Below are 24285 nucleotides of genomic sequence, written 5' to 3' on the forward strand. Positions count from 1 at the left end.
GGACTTGCGGTGTTTTTAAGTTCCTTTGTTGTTTGTATACTTATTTACTAGTAAAATGAACTATACGTAATGAGTTTAGAAAGCAGGTTCTTTAAGTATGAAGAAAGCCATTTTATTATTAATGTCGGTACAGTTTTTTGTGTATTTAGGTTTTGGCATTATCATTCCGATTTTGCCGGAGGTAATACTAGAACAAGGTTTGAGTGAAGTTCATGTTGGTGGATTATTGACGATTTATGCCCTAGCTTCCTTCTTTACTGCTCCATTGTGGGGGGCTTTATCAGATCGAACAGGTAGAAAGAAATTAATTTTAATTGGTCTCTTTGGGTTCAGTATGAGTTTTGTGATATTCGCGAGTTTTATTGATGTGCTACCGATGTTATACATATCACGTATTGTTGGTGGAATTTTCTCTGGTGCGTTGTATACAGCTGTCACTGGCTTCGTTGCTGACATGACCACTGAAGAAGAGCGAAACAAATACATGGGGTTACTTGGTATGTCGATTGGATTAGGTTTTATTTTTGGACCAGCAATCGGAGGGTTACTTGGAGCTCACAGTTTGCAGCTTCCTTTTGTTGCATCTGCCCTCCTTCTTTTTGCACTGCTGATCTATGCAAGCGTTATTCTGAAAGAACCTGAACGACGAGGTCAAGCGAAAAAACGAACGATTGTCCCTCAAGGTGCGAAAGAGTTCTGGAAATATCGCGTTCGTTACTTATTCCTTTTTTCTTTTATGGTTACTTTCCTGCTGGCTGGACTTGAATCAACTTTCCAATTGTTTCAGATTGATAAGATTGACATCACGCCGCTTCAGCTCGGTTATTTATTCATGGCAAGTGGGTTAGTTGATGCAATAATACAAGGTGGCGTTGTTCGAAGAATTAAGAACGGTCAAGAAACAAAATGGATTATAGGTGCTCAGATAGTAACAGCAATCGGCCTATTCTTATTGCTTTTTACAGGCAGTCTACTGTGGGCTGGGTTTGCACTAAGTGTCTTTACAGCTGGAAATGCATTGGCTCGAACTGCATTAGTTTCACTTACAACGAAAGAATCTGGCGGAATGTTTGGGACCGCTGCCGGGATGACATACTCGATGGATAATATGGGACGCATAATCGGACCACTACTGTTTACATGGATATTCACGGTTCAACCAGACAAAGTCTATATTCTGTCCTCCATACTCGCTATTCTATCGATTGGCTTGATTATTCTTTTCCGCAAATCGAATAAGAAATTAACAAACGAAAGTCCAGCTGTCTCTTAAGAGGAGGTACTGGACTTTTTTCTTATGAAGTGACAGTTTCTATCGTTTCAACTGAAGGTTTTTTCTCCCCCAGCTCCGGATGTGCTTGCTTCATGATTGAAGGACGAAGCATATAAAGGACTGCAATTATCAAGAGCGAACTTGAACCTAGCAATACCCATTGTGCTGGAATAATGTCGTAAAGGAATCCGAAAATAACCATCCCTAGTGGCATTAAAGCCATCGCCATTGTTTCTAGGATTCCAAATACTCGACCTCTGTATTCTTCATCAATACGCTTTTGCATTAATACTCCTATTGGGGTATTTACAAATATCATCGTTACACCAAATGCAAACATCAGCACAAAATAGAAACTGATAATACCAAAATAGGAAAACGTGACGAGTAAAGGTAAAGCGACTGCTGCCATGATAATACCCATGATAAAAATTCCTCTTTTGGAAGTCACCAATGGATATTTCAAATCCTTTCGCATGGAGAAGTAGATAGATGCTCCAAGCATTCCCACGGAGAGAGCACCCTCTGTCAGTCCAAAGTGAGTAGATTCTACGTTTAATTTTTCAACGAGAATATAGGAAAATCCAATTTGAAATGCACCAAAGCAAAAGTTAATGACTAAAGCAACCCATACAATCACCGTTAATATACGATGTTGTTTCAGATACTGAATACCCGCTTTAATACTCTGGAACATGGTTTCTTTTGTTTCTTCTAAAACTTCTTCCGTTTTCTTCGTGAATAACTTAAAATCCATTGTCGCTTCGAGCACCACCGCAACAGCGTAACCGATGATATGGATGACGAGGAAAGTGGGCATCGAGACTAAACCAAATAATAATCCGCCTACTGCTGGCCCTCCGATGGTCGCGATGGAAATCGACATCTGATTAAATGACATGGCTTTTTGAATACGTTCTTCATTAACCAAGTTTGCAATGGATGAACTGAACGTCACTCCTGAAAAAAGGGAAGTTATCGAAAGGACACACGTGGTAATGTAAATGGCTACAAGTGACAAACCCAAACTTATGCTGACTGTCAATAATCCACTCACTGCCAAAACGCTACATATTTGTGCAAGTATCACAATTTTCTTTTTCGAATACTTATCAGCCGCATACCCTGCAAATGGGGCCAGTAATGCTCTAGGCAGAATACTACAAATCATGTTGGTAGCAAAACTTGTAGCCGATCCTGTGATTGACAAGATATAAAAACTAATACCGAACGAATAAACACTAGCCCCAAATGTCGAAATCAATTTACTGATTGTAAATGTCCAAAGATGATACGTGGCTTTTCTTAACTTCAACGTCATATCCACAAAATTTCCTCTTTTCAGTTTGTTTAATTTAATTAAACAAATAATAACACGCAAGCACTTCCCTCGCAAGCGAAAGTTTAATATAATTAAACAAAAGAAATGGAGCGATGAGCTTTGGAAAATATCGGGCTGCGTATTCGCCAGTTACGTAAAGAGCAAAAGTTAACGCTCGAAGCATTGGCAGGAAAAAAACTCACAAAAGGCATGTTAAGTTTGATTGAAAACGGCAAAGCTCAGCCTTCGATGGAGAGCTTATCTTATATAGCACAACAACTAGGTGTGGAGACTACTGAATTAATGGAGGAAGTCAGCCAATCTGAAAAGAGAAGCGTACTTGAAGAAGTAGAAAAATTATATAAAGTGGAGTTCTCTAATTTAACCGATGAACATTCAAAAATCGTCCAATTGATTGAACCCTTGCTGGACAAGCTTACCATCAGTTATGAGTCTGCCAGGTTGCTGGAGATTTACAGTAGATGCGCTTACAATTTAAATCGTGATAACTGGGAAATCTCTTTTGCTCAAGCCCAATCGATGTACGATCAATTACATCTATACAATCAAAGTGCATCCCTCACTTTATTTAAAGGATTGATTCGATTTAATAGGCATGAATACCAGGAATCTTTGGACTTTATTTTACATGAACATGAAGAAATGAAACGGAAATCCATCCAGCTGGATGCCATGACCACTCTTGATTATCTGTATATTGAATCAATATTATATTCTGCAGTAGGAAATTATGATTTGGCACGTTTCAAAATGAACGAGGCAATTTCATATTCGAAGGAAAAAAAACTATTTTACCGTATTGACGATTTATATCGTTTCGCTTGTTTCCAAGCCATTATAAATGGGGATGAAGGAGATCGGCGTTATTACTTGCACAAGGTTAGACAATATGGGGAATTCGCCGAAGACAAAAATTCTGCAGCCATTGCAGAGTTATTAGAAGCCCATTATTATAATTCCTATGCACTCGATTACAAGAACGCGTTGATCTATATCGAGCGTTTCCATGAGCTAGTGAAAGAATTGGATAAAGAGAATCCAAAAAATGAAGATAATAACCACTACCGTCTTGAAAAAGGCAAAGCCTTATTAGGATTAGGGTTCATAAATGAAGCAACTGAATTACTTGAGGCCTATATAGTACCGGTCTACCTCCATCACCCCTACGATTTATCGATGGCGTATGAAGTCCATTCTTATCGGGCTCTTTGCTATTCACAACTTGGAGATATGGACCAGGCACTTGAAGAAGCACAACTCGGTGTTGACTTAATCACGCCAATGCCAGATACACCGTACAAGAAATTTATAAATCAAACACTTGCACAAATTCAAAACTAGCAGTGACTCGAGACGAGTTCACTGCTTGTTTTCATAATTAATATAATTGCGTAACCACAAATGAAACTTTTCAAATGACTCCTCAAAGTTTGGTTGAATGAGCGAAATTTGTACCCATTGTCTGTCTTTCAAATAAGCACTTTGATCATGCAAATCAAATCCAGAAAGTCTTGCATCAAGCGATAGGTATTTGCCTATTTGTTGCATGGTTAATGTGACAATCATGGGATACCCTTGTTTTGTTAAAAACTCCAGTTCACCGCTTGCCTCCACATGTAAAAGATTTTGATATCGTTCGTTCAAAACTGTATACCTTGCTTCGTTATGATATGCTTTCAACGCGATTTCTAAGCTTTTGAGCAGTTGGGAAGAATACGTATACGGAATCCTCCCATTGGCATAAGAGCCTAAATCCAAGTACGACGGAATAGAACTAGATTCTTCTATTTCATGATTTGAATAAACCATGGCTAATCCCGTCATCGTCCCTATTGCTTTCCCACTGACTCCAGTTGCCAAGTAAACGTCTTGTAACGAAAACGGAACTGCACCAATAGAACTGATACAATCCATGCATAGGTGTACTTGTTGTCCTTTACAAACTGCAAGTATGTCTTGGAAATCATTTAACATGCCCGTTGACGTTTCTCCATGCACCAATAACACCCATCCATAGGTTCCCGTCTGAATGGTATTTTTTATTTCCGAAAAGTTAAAAGGAGTCCCCCACTCTTCTTCGATAGTTTCGAATTTCAAATTCCACTTTTGAGCTTGCTTCCTCAAACGTTCACCAAAGGCACCATTAATCAATATCAACCCTTTGGATTGGAGACGACTAATTTGTGCAATCATCGCTTCGTTTGCAAGTGTCCCGCTTCCTGCTAAGAGATGGACTTGTGTCGCTCCTGTCATCTCCGTTAATCGGCTTTGTACGCGCTTTAATAGTTCAGTAAACTCAACTGATCGGTGGGATATCGGTGATTGCTGGAATGCTATTTTTAATTCCTTCGTCAACTCATTAGGTCCCGGATAGAACATATGTCTTTTCTGCTGAAAACGCGCAGCTATCGATTGTTCATAGCGTTCTTTCGTTAAAAACATCGGAACAAAAGCAGCTTCCTCACTTCCGACTGTATGGGCAAAAGCTTGAAAACCAAGCTGGCCATACAGTTTCATTTCACGGACCGTACCCGATATGACCGCTGCCCCGTACCCTTTCTCATAAGCATAATCTGCTAAAGCACGTGCTAACAAGAAAAAGACACGTCCATTTCGATGTTCTTTTCGAACCGATAACAATCTAATTTCGCAAAGCTTTCCTTTTAATGCCTCTTGTGGCAATGAATTTTCTACTGGCCCAATTTTACGGTCTAACGAAAATGGTCGTTGGTCTCGTAATGCAATCATTCCAACAAGTTGTTGACCTTTTAACACGATTAAGTATGTATTTTCATGGTGAAAAGCATCTGTACGTTTTCCACTATGATGTTGTTCATGTTGAGGGATCTCCTCTACAAACGTCTCGTAATTTAGTTTGGCAATCGCTTCAAATTCAGACTCATTGCGTGCAATTTTACACCAATACATGATAGACACCACCTCCATCTTTTAATGTATAGCCACGTTGAAATAATCTTTTTAATAATACCTAGATTAATAGCTAAGTTAAGATATATAGTTCTATATCGTACATTTGCACTTGCCGCAGGTTCCGCATGAGCCCACCACAAGTATGAAGACCGCATGTTTGTGGGCTTCATTCTTCACGCTTTTTGCGGCTTGCTCCTGCGCAATCTCGTCGCAGAAAAGCTGTCTAGGCGCAAAAAGGACTTTTCTTTTTCATTGTCATTAGCTTTCTTTAACATTGCCCACTATAAAGAACGTCTTACTTCTCATTATGTTCTTTTTTCTAACAAATTAAATGAAACAGAATAGCGAAAAAACTCCTCCGACACTTCGGAGGAATTTCTTATTTAACGTATATCGAAATCACCGAATCCAAATAAATGCATAATCTATTGGTAACGACGCTGTCAACTATCAAATCTTGCTCGAAAAATCGACTTCACTCTCGTTTCAAATGAGTTGTTTTTAAGTCATTTGAAGTTCGGAGCATGTCAATTCTTTCAATTTGCACCTCTGATTTATTTTCCCGAATAATAACTTCTCTTTTGTTCCCCATAAACAATTCATTTCTTACGATGGCAAACATCCAATTTCCTCCTAAGTGAACATCAAGTCTGTTCATTGTTTTGTTAACTTCATTTTAACAATTGCTTCTTTGAATTCCTTCCTCCTGCAGATGTAGGTTGAGGGGGGCGTAAGATGTGTTTGATTTCAGCAAAAAACCCGACTTCCTTAAAGGAATTCGGGTTTATCATTGTCTTACATCGCTAGGTAAATACCAGCACATCCATTTTGCCCAATCGATAAACCAAACGAACCTGCAAAGTTTGCGATTCCTTGTGGAACACCAAAACGAGTAGTTTGAGCATCAAGCGTTAGTGGTAAAGTACCAGCACTAGAACGTGAAGTAAAAGCAAATAGTAATAGTTCAGCTGCTCTAATTTCTTCTTTCTTTATATACATTCGGTTATACTAAATAGTAAAGCTACAATGCACTTTCCTGTCATTATCGTACATTTGCGCTTGCCGCAGAAAAGCTGTGTTATGCGCAAGTGCACTCTTTCGTTTTTTATTCAACTTCAATAGCATTCTTATAGCCAAGAGTAAAAAAAGAGTCATTCATGAAAGGTGGGACTTTATGGCTGTTAGTTTAATCAGCATCGCAATTTCCGCCATAATTATACTTAATATATTTTTAGCCATTGCTTTAATCTTTCTTGAACGAAGAGATGCTTCTTCTACATGGGCTTGGTTAATGGTTTTATTCTTTATTCCCGTATTTGGATTCCTTTTATATTTAATGTTAGGGAGACAATTAAGGAAGAAACATTTATTCCGCTGGGAAGGTCGCAGTAAGATTGGGATCGACAAGCTAATAGATTATCAAATTGATGCCATTGAAGATGGGACATTTGAGTTTCGACTTGAAGATGCATTGGATTATAAAGACATGATCTACATGCAGCTTCGAAATAATCATGCGGTGTTGACGCAAGATAATGAGGTGACAATCTTTAATGATGGGGAACAAAAATTCTCTGCACTGTTAGACGACTTAGAACATGCAAAAGATCATATCCATATTCAATACTACATTTTCCGTTTAGATGGACTTGGAAGTCGGATTTATGACGTGTTACTGCGGAAAGCCAAGCAAGGGATAAAAGTTAGATTGCTCTATGACGATATGGGTTCCAGAGGACTGAGAAAAAGACATTTCCATAAACTGATTAATTTAGGCGGAGAAGTAGAAGCCTTTTTCCCTTCGATTATGCCTCTTGTCAATCCACGTTTAAATTACCGGAATCACCGAAAAATTGTAGTGATTGATGGCCGCGTCGGTTATATCGGCGGATTTAATGTTGGGGATGAATATCTAGGTTTGGATCGTAAATTTGGCTACTGGCGTGATACACATCTTCGAATAGAAGGAAGTGCCCTTCACCCACTCCAAACTCGTTTTATTTTAGATTGGAATCAAGCATCAAAAGACCAAGATATTGAATACTCTGATCGATACTTCCCTGCTATTCCTATGAAAGGATCTGTTGGCCTACAGATTGTTTCAAGTGGTCCCGATTCCGAATGGGAACAAATTAAAAATGGCTATTTAAAGTTAATCACCATGGCAAGAAAGTATATTTATATTCAGACGCCATATTTCATACCTGATGCGAGCTTTATGGACTCACTTCGCATCGCTTGTTTGTCGGGCATCGATGTGCGCATTATGATTCCGAATAAGCCAGACCACATGTTTGTTTATTGGGCGACGTATTCTTATGTTGGTCAACTGATTAAAGCGGGGGCAAAAGTTTATATTTATGAAAATGGATTTTTGCATACGAAAATGATTGTGGTAGACGATGAAGCGTCAACTGTTGGAACAGCTAATATCGATGTCCGCAGTTTTAAATTGAATTTTGAAGTAAATGCATTTATTTATGATCGAGAAACATCCCATGAACTGGCGGAGTTATTTGAACAAGACATGTTGTTATCAACAGAACTTACATGGGAACTTTATGAAAATCGCACACGCTTCATTAAAATGAAAGAATCCATCTCCAGACTATTATCACCGATTCTATAACATGAAAGTATATTCACCCTGCATGAAGATAATTGTTGTCTTCATGCTTTTTTGTATCAATTAGTTTGTGTGAATGTATACCGAATGAGTTCTAAAGGAATACATTCGGTATGAACATAATCCTATATATGCTATTATGTACGATGTACCAAAATAAGAAGAGGTTCGCAAACTCCCTCTATAAAAAACTAAGGTGATTCTGTCGCTTACTTTCATATTTACATGCTAGTTATCCTACTAAATCACCTACATAGAGATTGTCGAAACTCATTCTTCCAAAGGAGAAATGAGCAATGAAACAAGAAAAAGCAGTAGTCGTATTTAGTGGAGGTCAAGATAGTACAACTTGTCTTTTATGGGCTTTAACACAATACGAAGAGGTATATACAGTCACATTTGACTATGGTCAACGGCACATCGAAGAAATAAAATGTGCTGAAGAAATCGCCAATGAACTAAATGTTCCATTTAAAGTTTTGGACATGACCTTGATTAACCAACTCTCAGCCAATGCTTTAACAAGAAGTGATATTGCCGTGACAGAAGGAACAGATGGCGGATTGCCTTCTACTTTTGTTCCTGGACGCAATCATTTATTCCTTTCGTTCGCTGCAGTTTATGCACAATCGATTGGAGCCCGCCATATCATTACTGGCGTTTGTGAGACTGATTTTAGTGGATATCCAGATTGCCGCGACGTATTTGTCAAAGCACTGAATGTATCCATTAACTTAGCAATGGATACATCGCTAGAATTCCATACCCCCTTAATGTGGTTGGACAAAGCAGAAACATGGAAGCTAGCCGACGATTTAAATGCGTTGGATTTCGTTCGTGAAAAAACACTGACTTGCTACGAAGGAGTACGCGGAGACGGTTGTGGCGAATGCCCTTCCTGTGTATTGCGGAGTAATGGGTTAACCACTTACCTTGCAGAAAAACAAGGAAGTGCAGCACAATGATTCAACAATTTTACCCACAGACACACCACTCGTTTCGGTACGAATTAAATAAAGATATGCATTTGTCCGCAGCACACTTCATCCCGCATGAAGATGCTGGCAATTGTCAATATATGCACGGGCACACTTACTTTATCAACATCACGATTGCTGGAGATCAGCTAGATCATATGGGGTTCCTTATCGACTTCAAGGAAATCAAAAATCTCGTTCACAAAAGATATGACCATACCGTTCTAAATGATCACCCTGAATTCAAGCAGAAATTCCCTACGACAGAACTAGTGGCTGAACAGATCTGGACGACGATTCAAAATCAACTTCACACACTTACACATCAGCCGAAATGCATGCAAGTAATCGTTCGCGAAACACCTACAAGCTATGTTGTGTATCGTCCAAAAGCGGAGGATTTAGTATGAAGATACCCGTAATGGAGATATTCGGACCTACTATTCAAGGTGAAGGAATGGTGATTGGCCAAAAAACCATGTTCGTCCGTACTGGAGGCTGTGACTATTCATGTTCATGGTGTGACTCGAAGTTCACATGGGATGGGACTGGGAAAAGCACAGCAATGAAAGCGGATGAAATCATTCAGTCTTTGAAAGAAATTGGTGGCGAGACGTTCTCTCACATCACGATTTCAGGAGGCAACCCTGCCCTGCATAAAGGATTAGGCGAATTAATTGATCAATGTCACGAACAAGGTTGGAAAGTTGCGATTGAAACGCAAGGATCTTTTTGGCAGAACTGGCTACTGGATATTGATGATATAACCATCTCTCCAAAACCACCGAGTTCTTTAATGACTACCGATTTTGATAAGCTGGATGTCTTTATCTCCAACTTACAGGATTCCAATGTGAGTTTAAAAGTTGTGATTTTTGATGAAGGCGATTTTAAATATGCAGAGATGATTCATACACGCTACCCCCATATTCCATTCTATTTACAAATTGGCAATGATGATGTATTAACTGTGGATGATCAAGCATTGGTTGCTACTTTATTGAAACGGTTTGAATGGTTAATAGATCGTGCAATGAAATCTACGATCATGAATGATGCACGAGTATTACCTCAATTACATGCTTTGATTTGGGGGAATAAACGCGGTGTTTAACAAGGAGGAACAAAAGATGAGCGGTCGTGAAAAAGCAGAGTTACAAGAACAAGGAATTAGCTTATTGGGTAACCAAAATGTACAATATGATTTTTCATATAATCCTGGCGTTTTAGAATCATTTGATAATAAACACCCTTATCGAGACTATTTTGTGAAATTCAATTGCCCAGAGTTTACTTCTTTATGTCCGATTACGAGCCAGCCCGATTTCGCTACGATTTATATTAGTTATATCCCTGATATTAAAATGGTGGAAAGTAAATCGTTGAAATTATACTTATTTAGTTTCAGAAATCATGGGGACTTCCATGAAGATTGTATGAATATCATTCTGAACGATTTGGTCGAACTAATGGAACCTCGCTATATCGAGGTTTGGGGCAAATTCACGCCACGTGGCGGAATCAGTATTGACCCCTATACGAACTATGGAAAGCCTGGTACTAAGTATGAAGAGATGGCTAGTCATCGTATGATGAACCACGACATGTATCCTGAAACGATTGATAATCGTTAAACTGCAAAAAAGGTCTCCTCTTAAGTACGAGGCTACTGAAAAAGTTCACACTTATATACTACTTGACTAAGTATTCCCCATAATACCCGCTTCGGCGCTATGTGATGCCTGGCTTCTCTCTGGCTACCACCTGAAAGGTGCCTACACAAGTTCTGCCTAGGCATATGGATGACATCTAACTCAGTACAGTGTATACACAAAAACAGCGATTCTTCCTTCAACTTTATTGAGGGAAGTTTCGCTGTTTTTGTTGTTTAAAGATAATACTAATTTCAGTTAGTGTCCTGATAATTTTCAATTAGATATGCCCATTCAACTTTTAGCACACTGAAGGCACTCATTAATTCTGTGAAAACTATTTATAGTTCTAAATATTCTTCGAGTGTTTGTTTGTTTGTATAGATATCTGTCGCGGTCACGACACCAACATAGCGAAAATGCCAGGCTTCGTGCATGTAGCCTGTAATTTCTTCTTTCCCTAGCGGATAACGCATAATAAATCCGTACAGATGTGCGTTTTGTGCGACCCATTTGCCAGCTGGAGTTTCACCAAATGATGAAGAAGCCCAGTGCTGCTCAAAGTTTATCTCTCCTATATCGAATGCTAGACCCGTTTGATGCTCGGAATAGCCAGGTCGTGCACTATAACGATCTGCAGCTTCTTGCCCGTCTTTCTCCACGTATTGATTATATAGAGTGACTTGACGTTCATAGGATCTAAATGTACTAAAAGCAAAAAGTTCGAAGCCATCAATTTTTGCAGCTGCTGCCATTTTATCAAAAGCTTCCCGAGCTGTTTGATCCTCGCCTTTATTATAGGTCGAAGGTAAAGGGTACTTTTTATTAGCAATGATAAAACCATTTATGATTGTAGGTGACTCAGGTAAAGCCTGGTTTGGAATATAACTATTATTCGGTGGTTCCTCTGCTGGAGGCGTGTGTTGTTCCTTTGATTCATCCGGTTTTTCTTGTGGTGGAACAACTTCTTCTGGTTCTTCAGTAGGAACAGGGTCTGGATTTTCACTATCTGGAGTATCCGGTTCTGTAGTTGTTTGTGTTGGCTGCTCATGTGGTGTCTCTGGATTCAGAGCGATTAAACTTTCATCAAGATTCCAGTCGTGTAAGCCAATCCATATGGTTGGCACGATAATGAGAATACCTCCAATAAGACATGTAACGATGATCGGCCACTTCTTCTTTTTCTTGTTGTTATGAAAACGTATTTTTCGAGATTGCATGAGAATCCTTCTTTCATATATCGTACTTGTATATTACCATTAATTTTATAGACAGAACACTCCGCTCTTATTTTCGGTATAATAAATAGTAGATTATTAAAATAGATAAGAGGTTTCCCTAATGATTAATTCTCAAAGATGGTTATCGGTTAACTTTTTCGCATTTTTCTTTACTTGGGGCGTCTTCCTTCCATTTTGGACAGGCTGGTTAACAACTGAAAAAGGTCTTACCGTTGCACATGCGAGTCTCATTATGGGTGCGGGTTTATTTGCGCGTGCCTTTTCTACTTTTATTTTATTCCCAGCAGCTACAAAAGTCGCTTCCATCCGTCGAATCATGATATGGACAGCATTTTTGTCTGTACTTCTAATGTTCCTGTATATTCCAGCTGATAATTTTTCATCGTTACTAATAATCACCGTTTTATTTAGTTTAGTTTATCCCAACTTGTTACCCGCAATGGAAAGTAGTGCTACTATATTGATTCAAACAGATAAGGTTCACTACGGAAAAAGCCGTTCGTATGGCTCAATTGGCTATGCAATTGCCCTTTTAATAATAGGTGCTTTTACTGCACTATGGAGTGAACAAGCTATTTTGTGGGTGATGTTAATTAGTTTAGTTTTTATGTGGTACCTCCACACACGCTCTGCCCCAACTGTACTATCACTTAACCCTAAATTCGTTAAAGGTCCTCACAAAAAATCAGATTTCAAACGTTTATTGACATCCAAGCCTTTTGTTACCGTTCTAATCCTTGCCATTCTCTTACAAGGTGCACATGCTTCTTATTACAATTTCGGTTATATTTATCTGCAGGATCTTCATGTAAATAGCTTATATATTGGTGTAGTGCTTAATGTGGCCGTACTATTAGAGATTTTATTTTTCATTCAGGCAGATCGATTCTTTTCCCATAAAAAAGAATCAACGATGTTCTTAATTGCGGGAATCGGGTCTACACTTCGATGGCTCTTAATTTTCCTATTCCCCACGGTTTGGGTTTTTATTATTTCTCAATTGCTTCATGCAGCCTCATTCGGAATTGCACACTATGGTTTTATCCAGTTTATTTCAAAACGTATACCATCTGATGAAATACCAGCTGCACAAGGAATGTATTCTGCATTTGCTATGGGTTTAAGTACAGCCATATTAACGTTTGCAGGGGGCTATTTATACGAAATCAGCCCTGGAATTGCATTTTTAGGAATGACACTTTGTTCGATTCCTGCAATCGTAATTGTACTGTTAACACGGAAAAAGTTCGCGTACTAAATATTTTTTTGTAATTGACGGACAGAAAACTAGTCATTGCCTCGAATGATATAGAAAGAAAACCGAGAAGGAGTGTATCTACATGTCACGAATCTCAAAATTCGATGTAATACTATTAATGCAACAATTAGACGAGCTTTTAGAAGATCGTAAAACAGCCAAAAGTAAAGATACAAAACAGAAAAACGCGCGTAACCGTTAAAGGTTACCCGCGTTTTTTATTGGATTACTCCACATGCAATTCGATCTCCCGAATTCCCGGCAGGATCTGTTACGTAATCATCCGCCTTCTCATGGATGACGAGAGCACTGCCATCTTCATCAAGCAATGAATTGGACTTTCCTTTTTCTAAAGTAACCATTGGCGTTGTGATTTCTAGATCCACCTCACCCTCTTTAGATACCTTCAAATTTGGAAGATCCCCAGCATGATACCCTTTTGGATTATCAAAGCCGTGTTGTTTCTTTGTAGGATTCACATGACTGCCAGATGATTTAAAATCAGGCTGTTCACATTTCCCTACTTCATGAAAATGAATAGCTTTATCGCCCGGCTCTAAGCCTTTTAGTAATAATCGAATCCTTACTCCTGTATCCGTTTCTGTCAATTCAGCTGACCCAAGTGTTTTTCCAGTGGAGCTTACAATTGTTGTGGCGAGTGAGTTTTCAATTTCTCCACTAACAGGGAGAAGAGTTGTTTGTTGACTACAACCACTTAACAAAATTAATACACTTGCAATAATCCATTTCCTCATAAAAAAAACCTCCATACTAATGATTCCTCATTAGCATGATGGTCTAAATTCGTTTATTTATACATTAGAAAATAATTAATCCTAATACCAGAATAAATGCAGCAGCAAAGAATATAGACATGCCTTTCATCCACTTGGCTTCACGTTCAAATCCTTTTTCTTTAAAGCTGATTGCTCGAAAGCCGTTTGTTAAGGCAAACAACGCGGTCATAAATAACACAGCTAAATTTAAATTTCTATAAATAACAGAGACTAATGCAGCAATACTCACCGCAGCAATTGATAAACCGGCAATCCAATTTCTTTTCATATGCACACTCCTTCATATCATGCTTTCCTGTCAGTGAAAAAGCCGGTGCAGTTACGCACCGACTTTACTTATTCTTTTTCAGTTGGTTTGTTAGAGCCTTTTTTATTTGTTTTTTTAGATTCTGAAACTACTTCCTTTTGCGTTGTATTTTCAGTTTCTGATTGATCAACTATTTCGGTCTCTGGATCAACTGTCTTTTCAGGATGGTTCGAATAAAATTTACGACCAAGCCATGTTTGGAAAATTAATAGTAAACCACCGACTGTCCAGTATAACGGTAGTGCAGACATCGATGAAAATGATACAAACATAATCATGATTGGTGAAATATAAATCATCATTTTCATTTGTTGCTTTTGTTGCTCAGGCACGGTCCATAATGAAACTTTTGCCTGCAAGAAATACACTGCACCAGCAATCATTGTCATGATTAAGTCTGGGGATCCTAGACTATACCATAAAAACTGATGATTCTTCACATCTGGAGAATATAAAATTGCAAAATAAAGTCCCATGATGATTGGCATTTGGATTAACATAGGTAAGCAGCCCATATTTAGTGGGTTTACATTATGTTTGCGATACAAGCCCATCATTTCTTGTTGCAACTTCATTTGCTCTTCTTTGTCTTTAGCTGCTTTGATTTTCTTTTGGATAGCATCCATTTCCGGCTTTAAAGCATCCATTTTGACTTTCATGCCTTGTTGGTTCTTATAATTCCGAAGCATTAATGGCATTAACACGAGTCGAATCAATACCGTAATCGCAATAATAGCTAACCCAAAACTTCCATTGAATAAATCCCCAAAAAAGTTAAGTAAATAGTCGAAAGGTCTTACAAGAAAGTTATAAAAGTAACCTTCTTTATTTTCAACGCCCGCACAACCACTAAGTAGAACAGTAGCAAGAACAAGGATTGACAGTAATCCAATTTTTTTCTTCAATAGTTTCACCTTCATCTTCTAAGCTATAAAAAAGTATACCTTATATGACCTCTATTTATCAAATCAATAGAGAAATAGTGGCACCTCTCGAAATTTAAATGGTTGCAGATAAGGCGAATCGAAAATAATCATGTTCTTTTTGGTCACGGAATTGTTTAGGAGTAACCTCAGTATATTTCTTGAATATCCGAGTAAAGTAACTTTGGTTACAGAAATGAAATTGACGCGAGATTTCTGAAATACTTTTATTCGTATTACGTAAATAGTATTGAGATTCTTCTACTCGTCGGACATTTAAATATTCAACAAGGGTAATTCCGACATGTTCACGGAAAATCCGTGAAAGGTGGCTGGTGCTAACACGAAAATGTTTCGCTATGTCTTCTACAGATAACTCCGACTCCAACTCATCATTAATAAACAATATCACCTTATTAACGGTTTGATGAATGAATGTCGGTTGCTTTCTTTCAGATATCACCATCACAAAAAAGTCGATCAAATCGTCTGCAAATTGAAGAAAAGAGGCATCGTTCATATGGTTGTCTATCATATCTATACAAGCATAATTAAATGCCAACGCCTTTTTTGATGGCACTTGGTTTTCATATAACTTTCTAGCCATGATAGATGATAAAACCGTAAAATAATGTTTTACTCCACGAATTGTCGACTTACCAGCTCTCAACGAAATGCGATCAATAATTAAATGAATTGTTTTCTTTGCTTGTTCTTTTTCCAAATGATGAATTTCATATAAAAGTTTTGTTTCCAAATCAAAGAAATCTACTATCTCCTCATACTGTGACGAGTTTTCAATTTCTGATATGTATTTTTTGGCAATTGTTTCACTGCCTGACAAATGATGTTGTTGCATAAAATCCCCATCTTTCTTAACTATAAGCCTTTTCTTTCACTCTTCTTATCATAACGATATATTGAATAAAGTTCTATGAAAATTGATAGATTTCATAATAAAAAAATCCTTTTGTTTATTAATATTAGGTATTTCCTCACGCGTAAGGTAAAGATGATCACTTTTTTCAACTATTAACCAAAAAAATTGTATGTTGGCAAATAATAACTTTGTCGGTTGAATGAAATGTCTTCTTTGTGCACCTGTCTAATATGGTAAAATTCAATTTAGACATAAATGTGCAAATCGAGGTGAAACAAGTTGGATACTAAATCAATAAATGAAATCATGAAAGTTATTCATGAATTTTTTCCAGAACATGCATCCATTGCGATTTCCAATACAAATGAATATGTGTATTATATACCCAGTAATAAGGTCGACTTAAAAATTCTACCCGGAGATTTAATCAAAGAAGGTACTGCGACACATAAAGCACTTTTGAATGGTCAAAAAGTAAATGAGTTTATTGACTCTGGAATTTTTGGAGTTCCCTATTACGGGATGAGTGTTCCTTTTATTGAGGGAGGAGAAATACAAGGTGCAGTAACAGCAATTCTCCCTAAACCACCATCTCCTTTTTTAAGTCAGTATATGACAATAAAAGTTGATGATAATTGGTACACAGTGAAACATGATAAAATCCTCTTCTTAGAAACTCAACTTAGAAAAACCATTGTAATCACAGAAACTCAAGTTGGTTTTCATCGCTTGAACTTAAGTGAACTTGAACTATTTTTATCATCAGAATCTTTCATTAGATGCCATCGTTCATACATTGTCAATATTGCGTATATAAAAGAGATTCAACCGGATTCTCACTCTACATTTTTATTAGAAATGATTGATGGAACAAGAATTCCAGTCAGTCAACGCTATGCCAGTTTCTTTAGAAGATCATTAGGATTTTAACTAGACTCAAAAAGTCGAATTTCAAAAATACTGGACACAAAAAAGCTACGCTCGCTTTGAGCGTAGCCTTTTCAGTTTATTTATTATCTGTTTCAAATTTATTTTCAATAGATGAAAGATCTGTAACATTTGGTTTATCTGATTTGTTTTTACTATCTTGTATTTCTTCGTTATAATATTTCACACTTGTCATTGAACCTTCGTCGACCATTTTGTTATCTTCTGTGTCAACAGGATCTGAATGACCAGTTTTCGTCATCTCATCTTTATTTGTTTTTTGTGATTCAAGGTATGAATTCACTTTTGTTTTTGTATTATTGAATGCGACTAACGCTTTATCGCGATTTTCTTTCTTTCTGAAATATGCATATGCACCTGCTGCTAAACCTGCTAATAATAATGAATTGTTTTTTCTTTTCGCCATTCTTCATTCCTCCAGTAAACATCAATTTTCTTTCTAATAATAATTTATTACCCTTTATATCAGATTTGAAACATAATTAATGTGAGAAATGATTATTAGTATTTAGTTTCACCATATCTACATGCGGGATTCCATCTTCATCATATTCTAAGGACGTTTCATTGAACCCAAAGGATCCATAAAATTTTCTTAAGTATGTCTGTGCTTGAAGTTGGATTTCTCCCCCAGGCCACTTTTGCTCGATTGTTGCGATTGAAACTTCCATTAATTTTTTCGCTAAACCTCTTCCACGAGCTTTTTCATTCACGATGACACGTCCAATTGAAGCACGATCGTATTTAATCCCTGGTGGTAAAATCCGACCATAAGCAAGCAATTCATTATTTTCTATGTAAGCAAGATGAAAGGCTTGCGTATCATATCCATCTAAATCTGGAAATGGACACGATTGCTCTACGATAAAAACATTGACTCGAAGTTGTAAATATGAATATAGTTCACTGGTTGTTAACGCCTGAAAAGATTTTACTGTCCACATTTTCCCCACTCCTTTATGGATATTATTTCACAAATGTAGCATGCTAGTGAAATATTTGGTATGATAGTTGAAAGAATTTTGAGGTGAAACAAATTGATACGAGTGATGAAACTAGACGATATTCCTGCAGTACAACAAATTGCGAAAATTAGTTGGAATGATACATATGAGGGTATTATCCCAATAGATGTCCAAAATTTGTTCATTGAAAAAGCTTATTCGACTGCCATGTTGATGAAACGTTTAGAAAAAACCTCTGTTTACGTTGCAGTTCATCAGGAAGAACTTGTTGTTGGGTTTGCTAATTTCACACGGGTGGATGAGGATGGAGACGCTGAACTTACAGCTATTTATTTGTTACCCGCATACCAACGTTTAGGATATGGAAAAAGATTGATAGCAGAAGGACTCCAATCTATTCATCACGCGCAACAGCTATTTGTATATGTAGAAAGTGAAAATATAAAAGGTCGCACATTTTATGAAAGCAACGACTTTACGTGTATTGAAGAATTTGATGAACTTTTTGAAGGGCATCCCTTATCAACCGCAAAGTATGTACGCTACCTAAAAACACCCGTTAACAATTAAATTGTTAACGGGTGTTTTTATTAACTTTAATATGGTTGTTTCGTATCTTGGAATTCATTGTTGTAGAATGGATCCTCTACATCAAGTTTTGGGGTTTTACGAACGAAACACATAATTGCTGCGATATAAAATAAGATTGGAGCCAGTAAGAGAATCCCAGATAACAAGCCAGAAACGATAAATAATATACCCGCTGTTTTTGGACTCTTATTTTTAGATACTTTTACTACAGCTACTATACTCAAAATCACACTAATTAATAACGTGATGACTAAAACCCAACCAACAACTCCAACAACATCTGCGCTCATATTTATCCCATCATTGATCATAGCTAGGTCTTCAGTAGTCAAGTTAGGATTTTGTAACATCATCTCTTCTTCCACAATTTGTTTTAACTCAGTTTCATTAATTGACGATAAGCCTATTACAGCAATTGTTACAACAATCAAAAAAATAACATTTAATATGGTACCTATAATTCCTAAAGCAACTTCTCCCGCTCTACTCAAAGCACTTCACCTCTTAATTTAGTTTATACCTTATTATATACGCTCCCAATTAATCTTTGGTTTCATATTATTATAATATTCCCTTGTAAAATTATGACTAAACCTTGTTTAAGGATATAAAGTAGTGGGTATATGATATTTATAACATCAAAATGTTAAATGAGAGGAGAAGATGAGCCTATGGAAGAGAAAATTGTCTTCAGTCAAGCAGATTTTATGTACACAATGGTGGGTGCTTCAGTACTAACAGGATTCCTATTTATTTTCACTCAGATATGAGGGATAAAAACATGTCAATCTATACATAAAAGGCAATCCACTACTATTTAAAATAGCGGATTGCCTTTTAATTATGCTTTAATATCTTCGTATTGATCTGATTGCTCGAAAGCCGCTACGACATACGAACAAACAGCTTCCATTTTATAATCTTTTTCACGCGCAAATTCAGCTGCTTGATCTAACAGTTTCTTGGCAACCCCTTGACCTCGAAGTGTTGGAGAAACAAATGTATGGTCCATCACCATTACATCCCCTAACAGTGTCCACGTGATTTCCCCTAAAGTTTGATTGTCTTTTTCATAAACAAATGCATATGCATCATGACCAGTCTCTTTTAACTGAAACTCCATTTACAACCACTCCTTTTGGACATTTTAGCATAAATTATCCTTTAAATGTTATCGGACGAAGTGATGCCTCAATTTCTTCACGACGTGATTCTAGAAACGGTGGCAATGCTAGGGATTCACCTAAAGTTTCCATGGGCTCGTCTGTTGCAAACCCGGGTTCGTCTGTCGCAAGTTCATACAGAATCCCGTTAGGTTCACGGAAATAAATTGATTTAAAGTAATATCGATCGACTTTTCCAGATGTCATGAATCCTCTTGATCGTAACAATTCTTCCCATCTGTCATACTCTTCAAACGTATTTACTCGGAATGCAACATGATGAACACTGCCACGACCTGGGCGTTCCCTCGGCAAATCCGTGCGTTCTTCCACATGCACTTCAGATGCCGGACCCCCTTTACCTGTTGAGTACACAGTAATCTCAGGCATACCTTCAATAAACGATGGGTATGTTCCTACTTTTTTAAATCCTAACACTTCCGTTAGTACGACTTGCGTTTGTTGTGCTTTACGAACTGTGAGTGTAACGTGTCCTAATCCGACAATTGCATATTCTTCTGGTACCTCAGACTTAGTCCAAGCAATTCCATAAGGTACCCCTTTTCCGTCATCTACAACGAGCATTAAACGTGAACCTTCGAAATCTTCAAAGTACAAGGTGTTTCTACCGAAACGTTCCACTACTTCTTCAACATACACATTGTGTTCCTTAAAACGCTTCTTCCAATAGGTTAATGCTTCTTCACTTTTCACTCGGAAAGCTGTATTGCTTATGCTAGATACTCCAGGTGTAGTTTTTGCAGCATGAGGAATGTCAAAGTAAGTCATATCCGTTCCCGGAGTTCCTACTGCATCCGCATAAAAAAGATGGTATGAAGAAGTGCTATCCTGGTTTACACTTTTTTTCACGAGTCTCATCCCTAATATTCGTGTGAAGAAATCAAAGTTTTTTTCTGCACTAGCTGTAATCGCGGAAACGTGATGAATTCCTGCCAATTCCATGAAAATTCCTCCCATTTATAATATCTCGAATTCGAGATATTTTTTATTTTAGTTTATCATGAGCTTTTAAGATGTGCAATTCATATATTTCGCTTACTTAGGAAGGTTATTAAGTCGCTTCTGAGTTCGCAATTTGAGTCAAACCCATTTTTCATTTGTTACATGAAGGGTTCTAGGTCGCTATGGTGCCTTTCTGCTATACCATATCGACCTCTCATTGCTTTCTTTATTTTGGTGACCGCTTTGTTTTCTCATACTGTTGTCGAGGTTATAAGACATGTTTATTTAACAATACACTATCGTTGGGCATTAAATGGAGAATGTTAAAAGTAGTATACACGGATAAATATGAACAACAGCAGCCGCAATTTCATCTTCGGCTGCTCAGCATTTTGCAGTAAGTGACGATTCTCTAGTTGACCTAAAATAAAAAAACCATTTGCACGTAGATTTATAGGGAGAAACGGAAACACGAACAGCGCAGATTTACCTGTAAAGTTAAGTGGGAGCATGTGACGAAGTCACATCGCTCCCACTTAGTCTTTCATTAGGTAATCCTGCGGTGGTGCTTTCATAAGTTCCCAGGAACCTAAGCGAAAATGTTTTCACAACTTTCTTATCGGTTAAAGGCGCCTGTATCAAATATTGATTCAACTGCATATTGCTTAACTCTTCTCTTGTTTAGTTAAACCAAGAACGAATTGAATCGATTAGGTTCTTGAAGAAGTTTTTGACACTTTCCCAAAACCCCTCATTATCCACAATGTTACCTATTTTATCTTCAATCGTTTTACTTAAATCATTTAGTTGATCAGACCATTTACTAAAATCGATGTCCAATTGGCGAATGCGATCCATTAGATCAATAAGCATCTGACGGTCTTTATCATTCAATTCTATTTTCAGTTTTGATAATTGCTCTTGTACAATTTTTTCTACTTCTTCTTTAGTTGCAGGATTTTGCTCTGCAATTTCTTTTTTGATTTCTGTTAAGAGTTCACTAACCTTTGCCTCATCTATGCCTGCCTTATTTGCTAAGTTGGTTGCGACAGAAAGTTCTTCATTTGCTACATCAGTCCGTTCAGGATCTAGTGTCTCTCCACTTACTTCATAGGCTTTGTAGATCCCGACTAAAGCGGAATGCCCCGTTACTTTCTTTGGTGCTGCTACTTCCACCGTCGCATCTTCAATCCCAGCTGTGAGCATCGCATTTGCATACATCTCTGATGTTACTTGTGTGATGTTGTCTTCCGTCACAATATCGATGACTAGGCCCTCACCGGCATCTTTACGTGTAATTTTTGCCGAAGAGTACATACGAGCCGAAACATCGCCATCTTTAATGTATTTCACTAAATCTTTACCTGTAACTGAAATCTCTTCTACTTCAGTTACGTCTGCAACATCAAGGCTTTCTCGCACACTTTGCTTTTCTGCTTCCGATAAGTCAGCTCCATAGACCACAATCGGCAAACCGAACTTTTCATTAATTCCTTCCCCAGTAGTGGAACCACCTGTACTGGCTAAAGCGGCAGTTGGCATTAGTAAAGAACATGCTAAAAGGATTGTGCCAATGTGTAAGATATTCTTTTTCATCGTAAGTTCTCCTCCAAAAATCGTATTCTATAAGTTGGGACAAGCTACTCTTTAAAATATGCTACCCTTTTGATAATACGACGAAAGGGCACAAAAAGTTTCGAAGATCCTACGTCTTCCCATTCTCTTTGTGCCCTTTGGACCAGTTATTTAAACTTTAGTATCAGACTTGATTAAGGTCCAACCATCTTGTTGTTCTATTTTTCGTTCTTTCATCAATTTACCTAACGCACGTTTGAACGAAGCCTTACTTAAATTAAACATCTCGAAAATTTCATCGGGAGATGATTTATCTGTAAATGGCATTTTTCCGCCCATGTCCTGTAAATAACGATACAATTTTTCCGAATCGTCCATCATGCGTTCTTGTTTACGTGGCAACATCGAACCGTTCAATGAACCGTCTTCTTTTACGCCAATTACACGAATTTCCACATCTTCACCTAAACGTGGTTCAGCCATTTGTTCGGTATGATGAACAAACATTCTATATCCTTCTGGCACGGTAATGAAAAACGATCCTACTGGCAGTAAACGATAAGCTCGTCCTTTTAAGTTTTTATTGGCAACCGTTTCTGGTGCTTCCACAAATGCTTCTGCCACTTTTTCTTCGGTTGCCAAACGGCCAAATAAGTCTCCATGAAAATCCGTTCGAAGTGTCATATATAAATGGTCACCAGGTTTAGGCCATAGTTCTTTAAGCTGTGGCAAATCAAAACCTTTTACAATGACTTCACGTGAACTCCCGATATCTACAATCGCACCTTCACGCTCATCCATTTTAAGAACTCTTGCCCATCCATAGGTGCCTTTTGTGATATGTGGTAATTCCGATGTTGCACTCAAATTGCCACGACGATCTTTAAATAAAAACACTTTGATGGAATCGCCTTCTTGAAGTTCTTCGGGCGCTTCAGAGCTGTTGAGTGGTACTTCTATTTCTCCATTGGATAATATCCATTTAGAAGATTCTTGCGACTTTACTTGTAATTCAACGATTTCTCCTGATACGATTTCGTTCATTTTGGACACTCCTCTCACGATACCCTTATTCTGATTGCTGCTGATTTTTAATTTCTTCTAGTTTTTGAAGAAATTCTGGGTGTTCTTCCATTGCTTGAATTAAGTCTGCAATCCGGTCAATTGAATTCCTGCTTAAGTGATGTTCAATTCCTTCTACATCTTCATATATGTTTTCTTCCTGTACGCCAATTAAACGTAAAAACTGTTCTAATAAATCATGACGTTGAACTAAACGTTTGCCTAATTTCAAACCTTTTGGAGTTAACATTAAGCCACGATAGCGTTCATATATCAAGTATCCATCTTTATCGAGTTTTTGAACCATTTTTGTTACAGAAGAAGGCAGAATTGAAAGAGACTCAGCGATATCCGAAACACGTGCATACCCTTTTTGCTCAATCAGCATATAGATTTGTTCGATGTGATCTTCCATACTAGGTGTCGGCATCCCTCTGTTCCTCTCTTTCCATAGCTTCTCTAAGTGTACTATAGTCGCTTACTGTTCTCAATCACTGGACAAAGACATGCAAATTTCTAACTATTTCATTCTTGGTTTACCTTTTTCAATCAAAGGGTACCTTATTAACAGGCCACATTGTTGAGAGGATGAGTAAATTATGGGTAAAATGTTATGGATGGTTATCGTTGTATTACTTGTTATTTGGTTACTTGGACTTGTTTTAGAAATCGGCGGCGCTCTAATACACTTAATCTTATTAATTGCAGGGATTATCTTAATCGTACAATTAGTAACAGGTAAACGAAAACTTTAGATAAGCACAATACATGATCAGTGATATTAAAAGGGATGCCCGTTATGTTGCGGGCA

At 37.6% G+C, this 24285-nt stretch carries 27 protein-coding genes, 1 pseudogene and 1 riboswitch; of the genes and pseudogenes, 11 read left to right on the forward strand and 17 right to left on the reverse strand.

Features of this window, described 5'->3' with window-relative positions; translation table 11 throughout:
- Window positions 1-97: 97 nt before the first annotated feature.
- Window positions 98-1273, forward strand: coding sequence for an MFS transporter (locus GY23_RS10950; protein WP_075619270.1), 1176 nt, complete (start codon window positions 98-100; stop codon window positions 1271-1273).
- Window positions 1274-1295: 22 nt separating this feature from the next.
- On the opposite strand, the gene GY23_RS10955 is transcribed toward GY23_RS10950, so the two are convergent.
- Window positions 1296-2600 carry an MFS transporter gene (locus GY23_RS10955; protein ID WP_139311111.1) on the reverse strand — a complete coding sequence of 435 codons (1305 nt, stop codon included), beginning with the start codon at window positions 2598-2600 and terminating at the stop codon, window positions 1296-1298.
- A gap of 114 nt (window positions 2601-2714) precedes the next feature.
- On the opposite strand from GY23_RS10955, the gene GY23_RS10960 reads away from it, so the two are divergent.
- On the forward strand, window positions 2715-3956 hold the full coding sequence (locus tag GY23_RS10960) for a helix-turn-helix domain-containing protein (RefSeq protein WP_075619271.1): 1242 nt from the start codon (window positions 2715-2717) through the stop codon (window positions 3954-3956).
- 18 nt (window positions 3957-3974) lie between these two features.
- Here GY23_RS10960 and GY23_RS10965 read toward each other — a convergent pair whose 3' ends face one another.
- From GY23_RS10965 to GY23_RS10970, 3 genes and pseudogenes are all read right to left on the reverse strand, one after another.
- A complete protein-coding gene (locus GY23_RS10965; RefSeq protein WP_075619272.1) occupies window positions 3975-5543 on the reverse strand; it encodes a GNAT family N-acetyltransferase in 1569 nt (522 codons plus the stop codon).
- A 478-nt stretch (window positions 5544-6021) separates the two neighbouring features.
- The gene (locus GY23_RS18280) at window positions 6022-6168 is read right to left on the reverse strand and encodes a hypothetical protein (RefSeq protein ID WP_161487598.1); all 147 of its coding nucleotides are present in this window, start codon (window positions 6166-6168) and stop codon (window positions 6022-6024) included.
- Between the two features lie 176 nt (window positions 6169-6344).
- Window positions 6345-6515 (reverse strand): annotated as a pseudogene (locus GY23_RS10970) (cation:dicarboxylate symporter family transporter); the annotation flags it as partial.
- Between the two features lie 205 nt (window positions 6516-6720).
- Here GY23_RS10970 and cls point away from each other — a divergent pair.
- The 5 genes from cls to queF all read left to right on the forward strand — a co-directional run bounded on the left by cls (window position 6721) and on the right by queF (window position 10783).
- Window positions 6721-8175, forward strand: coding sequence for a cardiolipin synthase (gene cls / locus GY23_RS10975; protein ID WP_075619273.1), 1455 nt, complete (start codon window positions 6721-6723; stop codon window positions 8173-8175).
- A gap of 154 nt (window positions 8176-8329) precedes the next feature.
- Window positions 8330-8373: riboswitch (PreQ1 riboswitch) on the forward strand.
- A 95-nt stretch (window positions 8374-8468) separates the two neighbouring features.
- On the forward strand, window positions 8469-9137 hold the full coding sequence (gene queC / locus GY23_RS10980) for a 7-cyano-7-deazaguanine synthase QueC (protein WP_075619274.1): 669 nt from the start codon (window positions 8469-8471) through the stop codon (window positions 9135-9137).
- Entirely contained in the window at window positions 9134-9559 is a 426-nt protein-coding gene (gene queD, locus GY23_RS10985; RefSeq protein ID WP_075619275.1) for a 6-carboxytetrahydropterin synthase QueD, read from the forward strand. Before queC ends, queD begins: the two co-directional genes overlap by 4 nt.
- The gene (gene queE, locus GY23_RS10990; protein WP_075619276.1) at window positions 9556-10263 is read left to right on the forward strand and encodes a 7-carboxy-7-deazaguanine synthase QueE; all 708 of its coding nucleotides are present in this window, start codon (window positions 9556-9558) and stop codon (window positions 10261-10263) included. Before queD ends, queE begins: the two co-directional genes overlap by 4 nt.
- A 16-nt stretch (window positions 10264-10279) precedes the next feature.
- Window positions 10280-10783, forward strand: coding sequence for a preQ(1) synthase (queF, locus tag GY23_RS10995; protein WP_075619277.1), 504 nt, complete (start codon window positions 10280-10282; stop codon window positions 10781-10783).
- A gap of 359 nt (window positions 10784-11142) precedes the next feature.
- Here queF and GY23_RS11000 read toward each other — a convergent pair whose 3' ends face one another.
- Entirely contained in the window at window positions 11143-12021 is an 879-nt protein-coding gene (locus GY23_RS11000; protein WP_075619278.1) for a D-alanyl-D-alanine carboxypeptidase family protein, read from the reverse strand.
- Window positions 12022-12142: 121 nt separating this feature from the next.
- Here GY23_RS11000 and GY23_RS11005 point away from each other — a divergent pair, with 121 nt between their 5' ends.
- The gene (locus GY23_RS11005; protein WP_211270670.1) at window positions 12143-13300 is read left to right on the forward strand and encodes an MFS transporter; all 1158 of its coding nucleotides are present in this window, start codon (window positions 12143-12145) and stop codon (window positions 13298-13300) included.
- A gap of 218 nt (window positions 13301-13518) precedes the next feature.
- Here GY23_RS11005 and GY23_RS11010 read toward each other — a convergent pair whose 3' ends face one another.
- From GY23_RS11010 to GY23_RS11025, 4 genes are all read right to left on the reverse strand, one after another.
- Window positions 13519-14055, reverse strand: a complete 537-nt coding sequence (locus tag GY23_RS11010) for a superoxide dismutase family protein (RefSeq protein WP_075619279.1) — start codon at window positions 14053-14055, stop codon at window positions 13519-13521.
- A 64-nt stretch (window positions 14056-14119) separates the two neighbouring features.
- Window positions 14120-14365 carry a hypothetical protein gene (locus GY23_RS11015; RefSeq protein ID WP_075619280.1) on the reverse strand — a complete coding sequence of 82 codons (246 nt, stop codon included), beginning with the start codon at window positions 14363-14365 and terminating at the stop codon, window positions 14120-14122.
- A gap of 68 nt (window positions 14366-14433) precedes the next feature.
- Entirely contained in the window at window positions 14434-15324 is an 891-nt protein-coding gene (yidC, locus tag GY23_RS11020) for a membrane protein insertase YidC (protein ID WP_245827647.1), read from the reverse strand.
- A gap of 79 nt (window positions 15325-15403) precedes the next feature.
- Window positions 15404-16186, reverse strand: a complete 783-nt coding sequence (locus tag GY23_RS11025; protein ID WP_075619281.1) for a helix-turn-helix transcriptional regulator — start codon at window positions 16184-16186, stop codon at window positions 15404-15406.
- A gap of 300 nt (window positions 16187-16486) precedes the next feature.
- On the opposite strand from GY23_RS11025, the gene GY23_RS11030 reads away from it, so the two are divergent.
- Window positions 16487-17137 (forward strand): LytTR family DNA-binding domain-containing protein, encoded by a 651-nt coding sequence (locus tag GY23_RS11030; RefSeq protein ID WP_075619282.1) that lies wholly within the window; start codon window positions 16487-16489, stop codon window positions 17135-17137.
- Window positions 17138-17213: 76 nt separating this feature from the next.
- Here the strand turns inward: GY23_RS11030 and GY23_RS11035 are convergent, their stop codons facing one another.
- Window positions 17214-17561, reverse strand: coding sequence for a hypothetical protein (locus GY23_RS11035; protein WP_075619283.1), 348 nt, complete (start codon window positions 17559-17561; stop codon window positions 17214-17216).
- Between the two features lie 76 nt (window positions 17562-17637).
- On the reverse strand, window positions 17638-18099 hold the full coding sequence (locus GY23_RS11040) for a GNAT family N-acetyltransferase (protein ID WP_075619284.1): 462 nt from the start codon (window positions 18097-18099) through the stop codon (window positions 17638-17640).
- A gap of 93 nt (window positions 18100-18192) precedes the next feature.
- Between GY23_RS11040 and GY23_RS11045 the strand changes: the two genes are divergently transcribed.
- On the forward strand, window positions 18193-18690 hold the full coding sequence (locus GY23_RS11045) for a GNAT family N-acetyltransferase (RefSeq protein ID WP_084544113.1): 498 nt from the start codon (window positions 18193-18195) through the stop codon (window positions 18688-18690).
- Window positions 18691-18716: 26 nt separating this feature from the next.
- Here GY23_RS11045 and GY23_RS11050 read toward each other — a convergent pair whose 3' ends face one another.
- The 6 genes from GY23_RS11050 to mntR form a co-directional block, all read right to left on the reverse strand.
- Entirely contained in the window at window positions 18717-19202 is a 486-nt protein-coding gene (locus tag GY23_RS11050; protein ID WP_075619285.1) for a DUF4064 domain-containing protein, read from the reverse strand.
- Window positions 19203-19552: 350 nt separating this feature from the next.
- Window positions 19553-19834 (reverse strand): GNAT family N-acetyltransferase, encoded by a 282-nt coding sequence (locus GY23_RS11055; protein ID WP_075619286.1) that lies wholly within the window; start codon window positions 19832-19834, stop codon window positions 19553-19555.
- A 34-nt stretch (window positions 19835-19868) separates the two neighbouring features.
- The gene (locus GY23_RS11060) at window positions 19869-20837 is read right to left on the reverse strand and encodes a ring-cleaving dioxygenase (protein WP_075619287.1); all 969 of its coding nucleotides are present in this window, start codon (window positions 20835-20837) and stop codon (window positions 19869-19871) included.
- A 681-nt stretch (window positions 20838-21518) separates the two neighbouring features.
- On the reverse strand, window positions 21519-22379 hold the full coding sequence (locus GY23_RS11065) for a DUF1002 domain-containing protein (RefSeq protein ID WP_245827659.1): 861 nt from the start codon (window positions 22377-22379) through the stop codon (window positions 21519-21521).
- Window positions 22380-22583: 204 nt separating this feature from the next.
- Complete coding sequence (locus GY23_RS11070; RefSeq protein ID WP_075619289.1) at window positions 22584-23456, reverse strand: CvfB family protein; 873 nt, start codon at window positions 23454-23456, stop codon at window positions 22584-22586.
- A 25-nt stretch (window positions 23457-23481) separates the two neighbouring features.
- Window positions 23482-23904 carry a transcriptional regulator MntR gene (mntR, locus tag GY23_RS11075; RefSeq protein ID WP_075619290.1) on the reverse strand — a complete coding sequence of 141 codons (423 nt, stop codon included), beginning with the start codon at window positions 23902-23904 and terminating at the stop codon, window positions 23482-23484.
- 169 nt (window positions 23905-24073) lie between these two features.
- Here mntR and GY23_RS18035 point away from each other — a divergent pair, with 169 nt between their 5' ends.
- Window positions 24074-24229, forward strand: coding sequence for a lmo0937 family membrane protein (locus GY23_RS18035; protein ID WP_139311112.1), 156 nt, complete (start codon window positions 24074-24076; stop codon window positions 24227-24229).
- Window positions 24230-24285: the final 56 nt, after the last annotated feature.

Origin of the sequence: Paenisporosarcina indica (genome assembly GCF_001939075.1) — a bacterium.
Classification (GTDB): Bacteria; Bacillota; Bacilli; order Bacillales_A; family Planococcaceae; genus Paenisporosarcina; species Paenisporosarcina indica.

What these genes read in the sequence shown, in the direction of transcription:
- GY23_RS11055 (WP_075619286.1), bottom strand. Translation starts at nt 19,834, where the DNA reads ATGGAGTTTCAGTTAAAAGAGACTGGTCATGATGCATATGCATTTGTT.
- GY23_RS18035 (WP_139311112.1), top strand. Translation starts at nt 24,074, where the DNA reads ATGGGTAAAATGTTATGGATGGTTATCGTTGTATTACTTGTTATTTGG.
- queE (WP_075619276.1), top strand. Translation starts at nt 9,556, where the DNA reads ATGAAGATACCCGTAATGGAGATATTCGGACCTACTATTCAAGGTGAA.
- GY23_RS11010 (WP_075619279.1), bottom strand. Translation starts at nt 14,055, where the DNA reads ATGAGGAAATGGATTATTGCAAGTGTATTAATTTTGTTAAGTGGTTGT.
- cls (WP_075619273.1), top strand. Translation starts at nt 6,721, where the DNA reads ATGGCTGTTAGTTTAATCAGCATCGCAATTTCCGCCATAATTATACTT.
- GY23_RS18280 (WP_161487598.1), bottom strand. Translation starts at nt 6,168, where the DNA reads ATGTTTGCCATCGTAAGAAATGAATTGTTTATGGGGAACAAAAGAGAA.
- GY23_RS11015 (WP_075619280.1), bottom strand. Translation starts at nt 14,365, where the DNA reads ATGAAAAGAAATTGGATTGCCGGTTTATCAATTGCTGCGGTGAGTATT.
- GY23_RS11065 (WP_245827659.1), bottom strand. Translation starts at nt 22,379, where the DNA reads ATGCCAACTGCCGCTTTAGCCAGTACAGGTGGTTCCACTACTGGGGAA.
- queC (WP_075619274.1), top strand. Translation starts at nt 8,469, where the DNA reads ATGAAACAAGAAAAAGCAGTAGTCGTATTTAGTGGAGGTCAAGATAGT.
- mntR (WP_075619290.1), bottom strand. Translation starts at nt 23,904, where the DNA reads ATGCCGACACCTAGTATGGAAGATCACATCGAACAAATCTATATGCTG.
- GY23_RS11060 (WP_075619287.1), bottom strand. Translation starts at nt 20,837, where the DNA reads ATGGAATTGGCAGGAATTCATCACGTTTCCGCGATTACAGCTAGTGCA.
- queF (WP_075619277.1), top strand. Translation starts at nt 10,280, where the DNA reads ATGAGCGGTCGTGAAAAAGCAGAGTTACAAGAACAAGGAATTAGCTTA.
- queD (WP_075619275.1), top strand. Translation starts at nt 9,134, where the DNA reads ATGATTCAACAATTTTACCCACAGACACACCACTCGTTTCGGTACGAA.
- GY23_RS11025 (WP_075619281.1), bottom strand. Translation starts at nt 16,186, where the DNA reads ATGCAACAACATCATTTGTCAGGCAGTGAAACAATTGCCAAAAAATAC.
- GY23_RS11070 (WP_075619289.1), bottom strand. Translation starts at nt 23,456, where the DNA reads ATGAACGAAATCGTATCAGGAGAAATCGTTGAATTACAAGTAAAGTCG.
- yidC (WP_245827647.1), bottom strand. Translation starts at nt 15,324, where the DNA reads ATGAAGGTGAAACTATTGAAGAAAAAAATTGGATTACTGTCAATCCTT.
- GY23_RS11040 (WP_075619284.1), bottom strand. Translation starts at nt 18,099, where the DNA reads ATGTGGACAGTAAAATCTTTTCAGGCGTTAACAACCAGTGAACTATAT.
- GY23_RS10950 (WP_075619270.1), top strand. Translation starts at nt 98, where the DNA reads ATGAAGAAAGCCATTTTATTATTAATGTCGGTACAGTTTTTTGTGTAT.
- GY23_RS10965 (WP_075619272.1), bottom strand. Translation starts at nt 5,543, where the DNA reads ATGTATTGGTGTAAAATTGCACGCAATGAGTCTGAATTTGAAGCGATT.
- GY23_RS11005 (WP_211270670.1), top strand. Translation starts at nt 12,143, where the DNA reads ATGATTAATTCTCAAAGATGGTTATCGGTTAACTTTTTCGCATTTTTC.
- GY23_RS11000 (WP_075619278.1), bottom strand. Translation starts at nt 12,021, where the DNA reads ATGCAATCTCGAAAAATACGTTTTCATAACAACAAGAAAAAGAAGAAG.
- GY23_RS11035 (WP_075619283.1), bottom strand. Translation starts at nt 17,561, where the DNA reads ATGGCGAAAAGAAAAAACAATTCATTATTATTAGCAGGTTTAGCAGCA.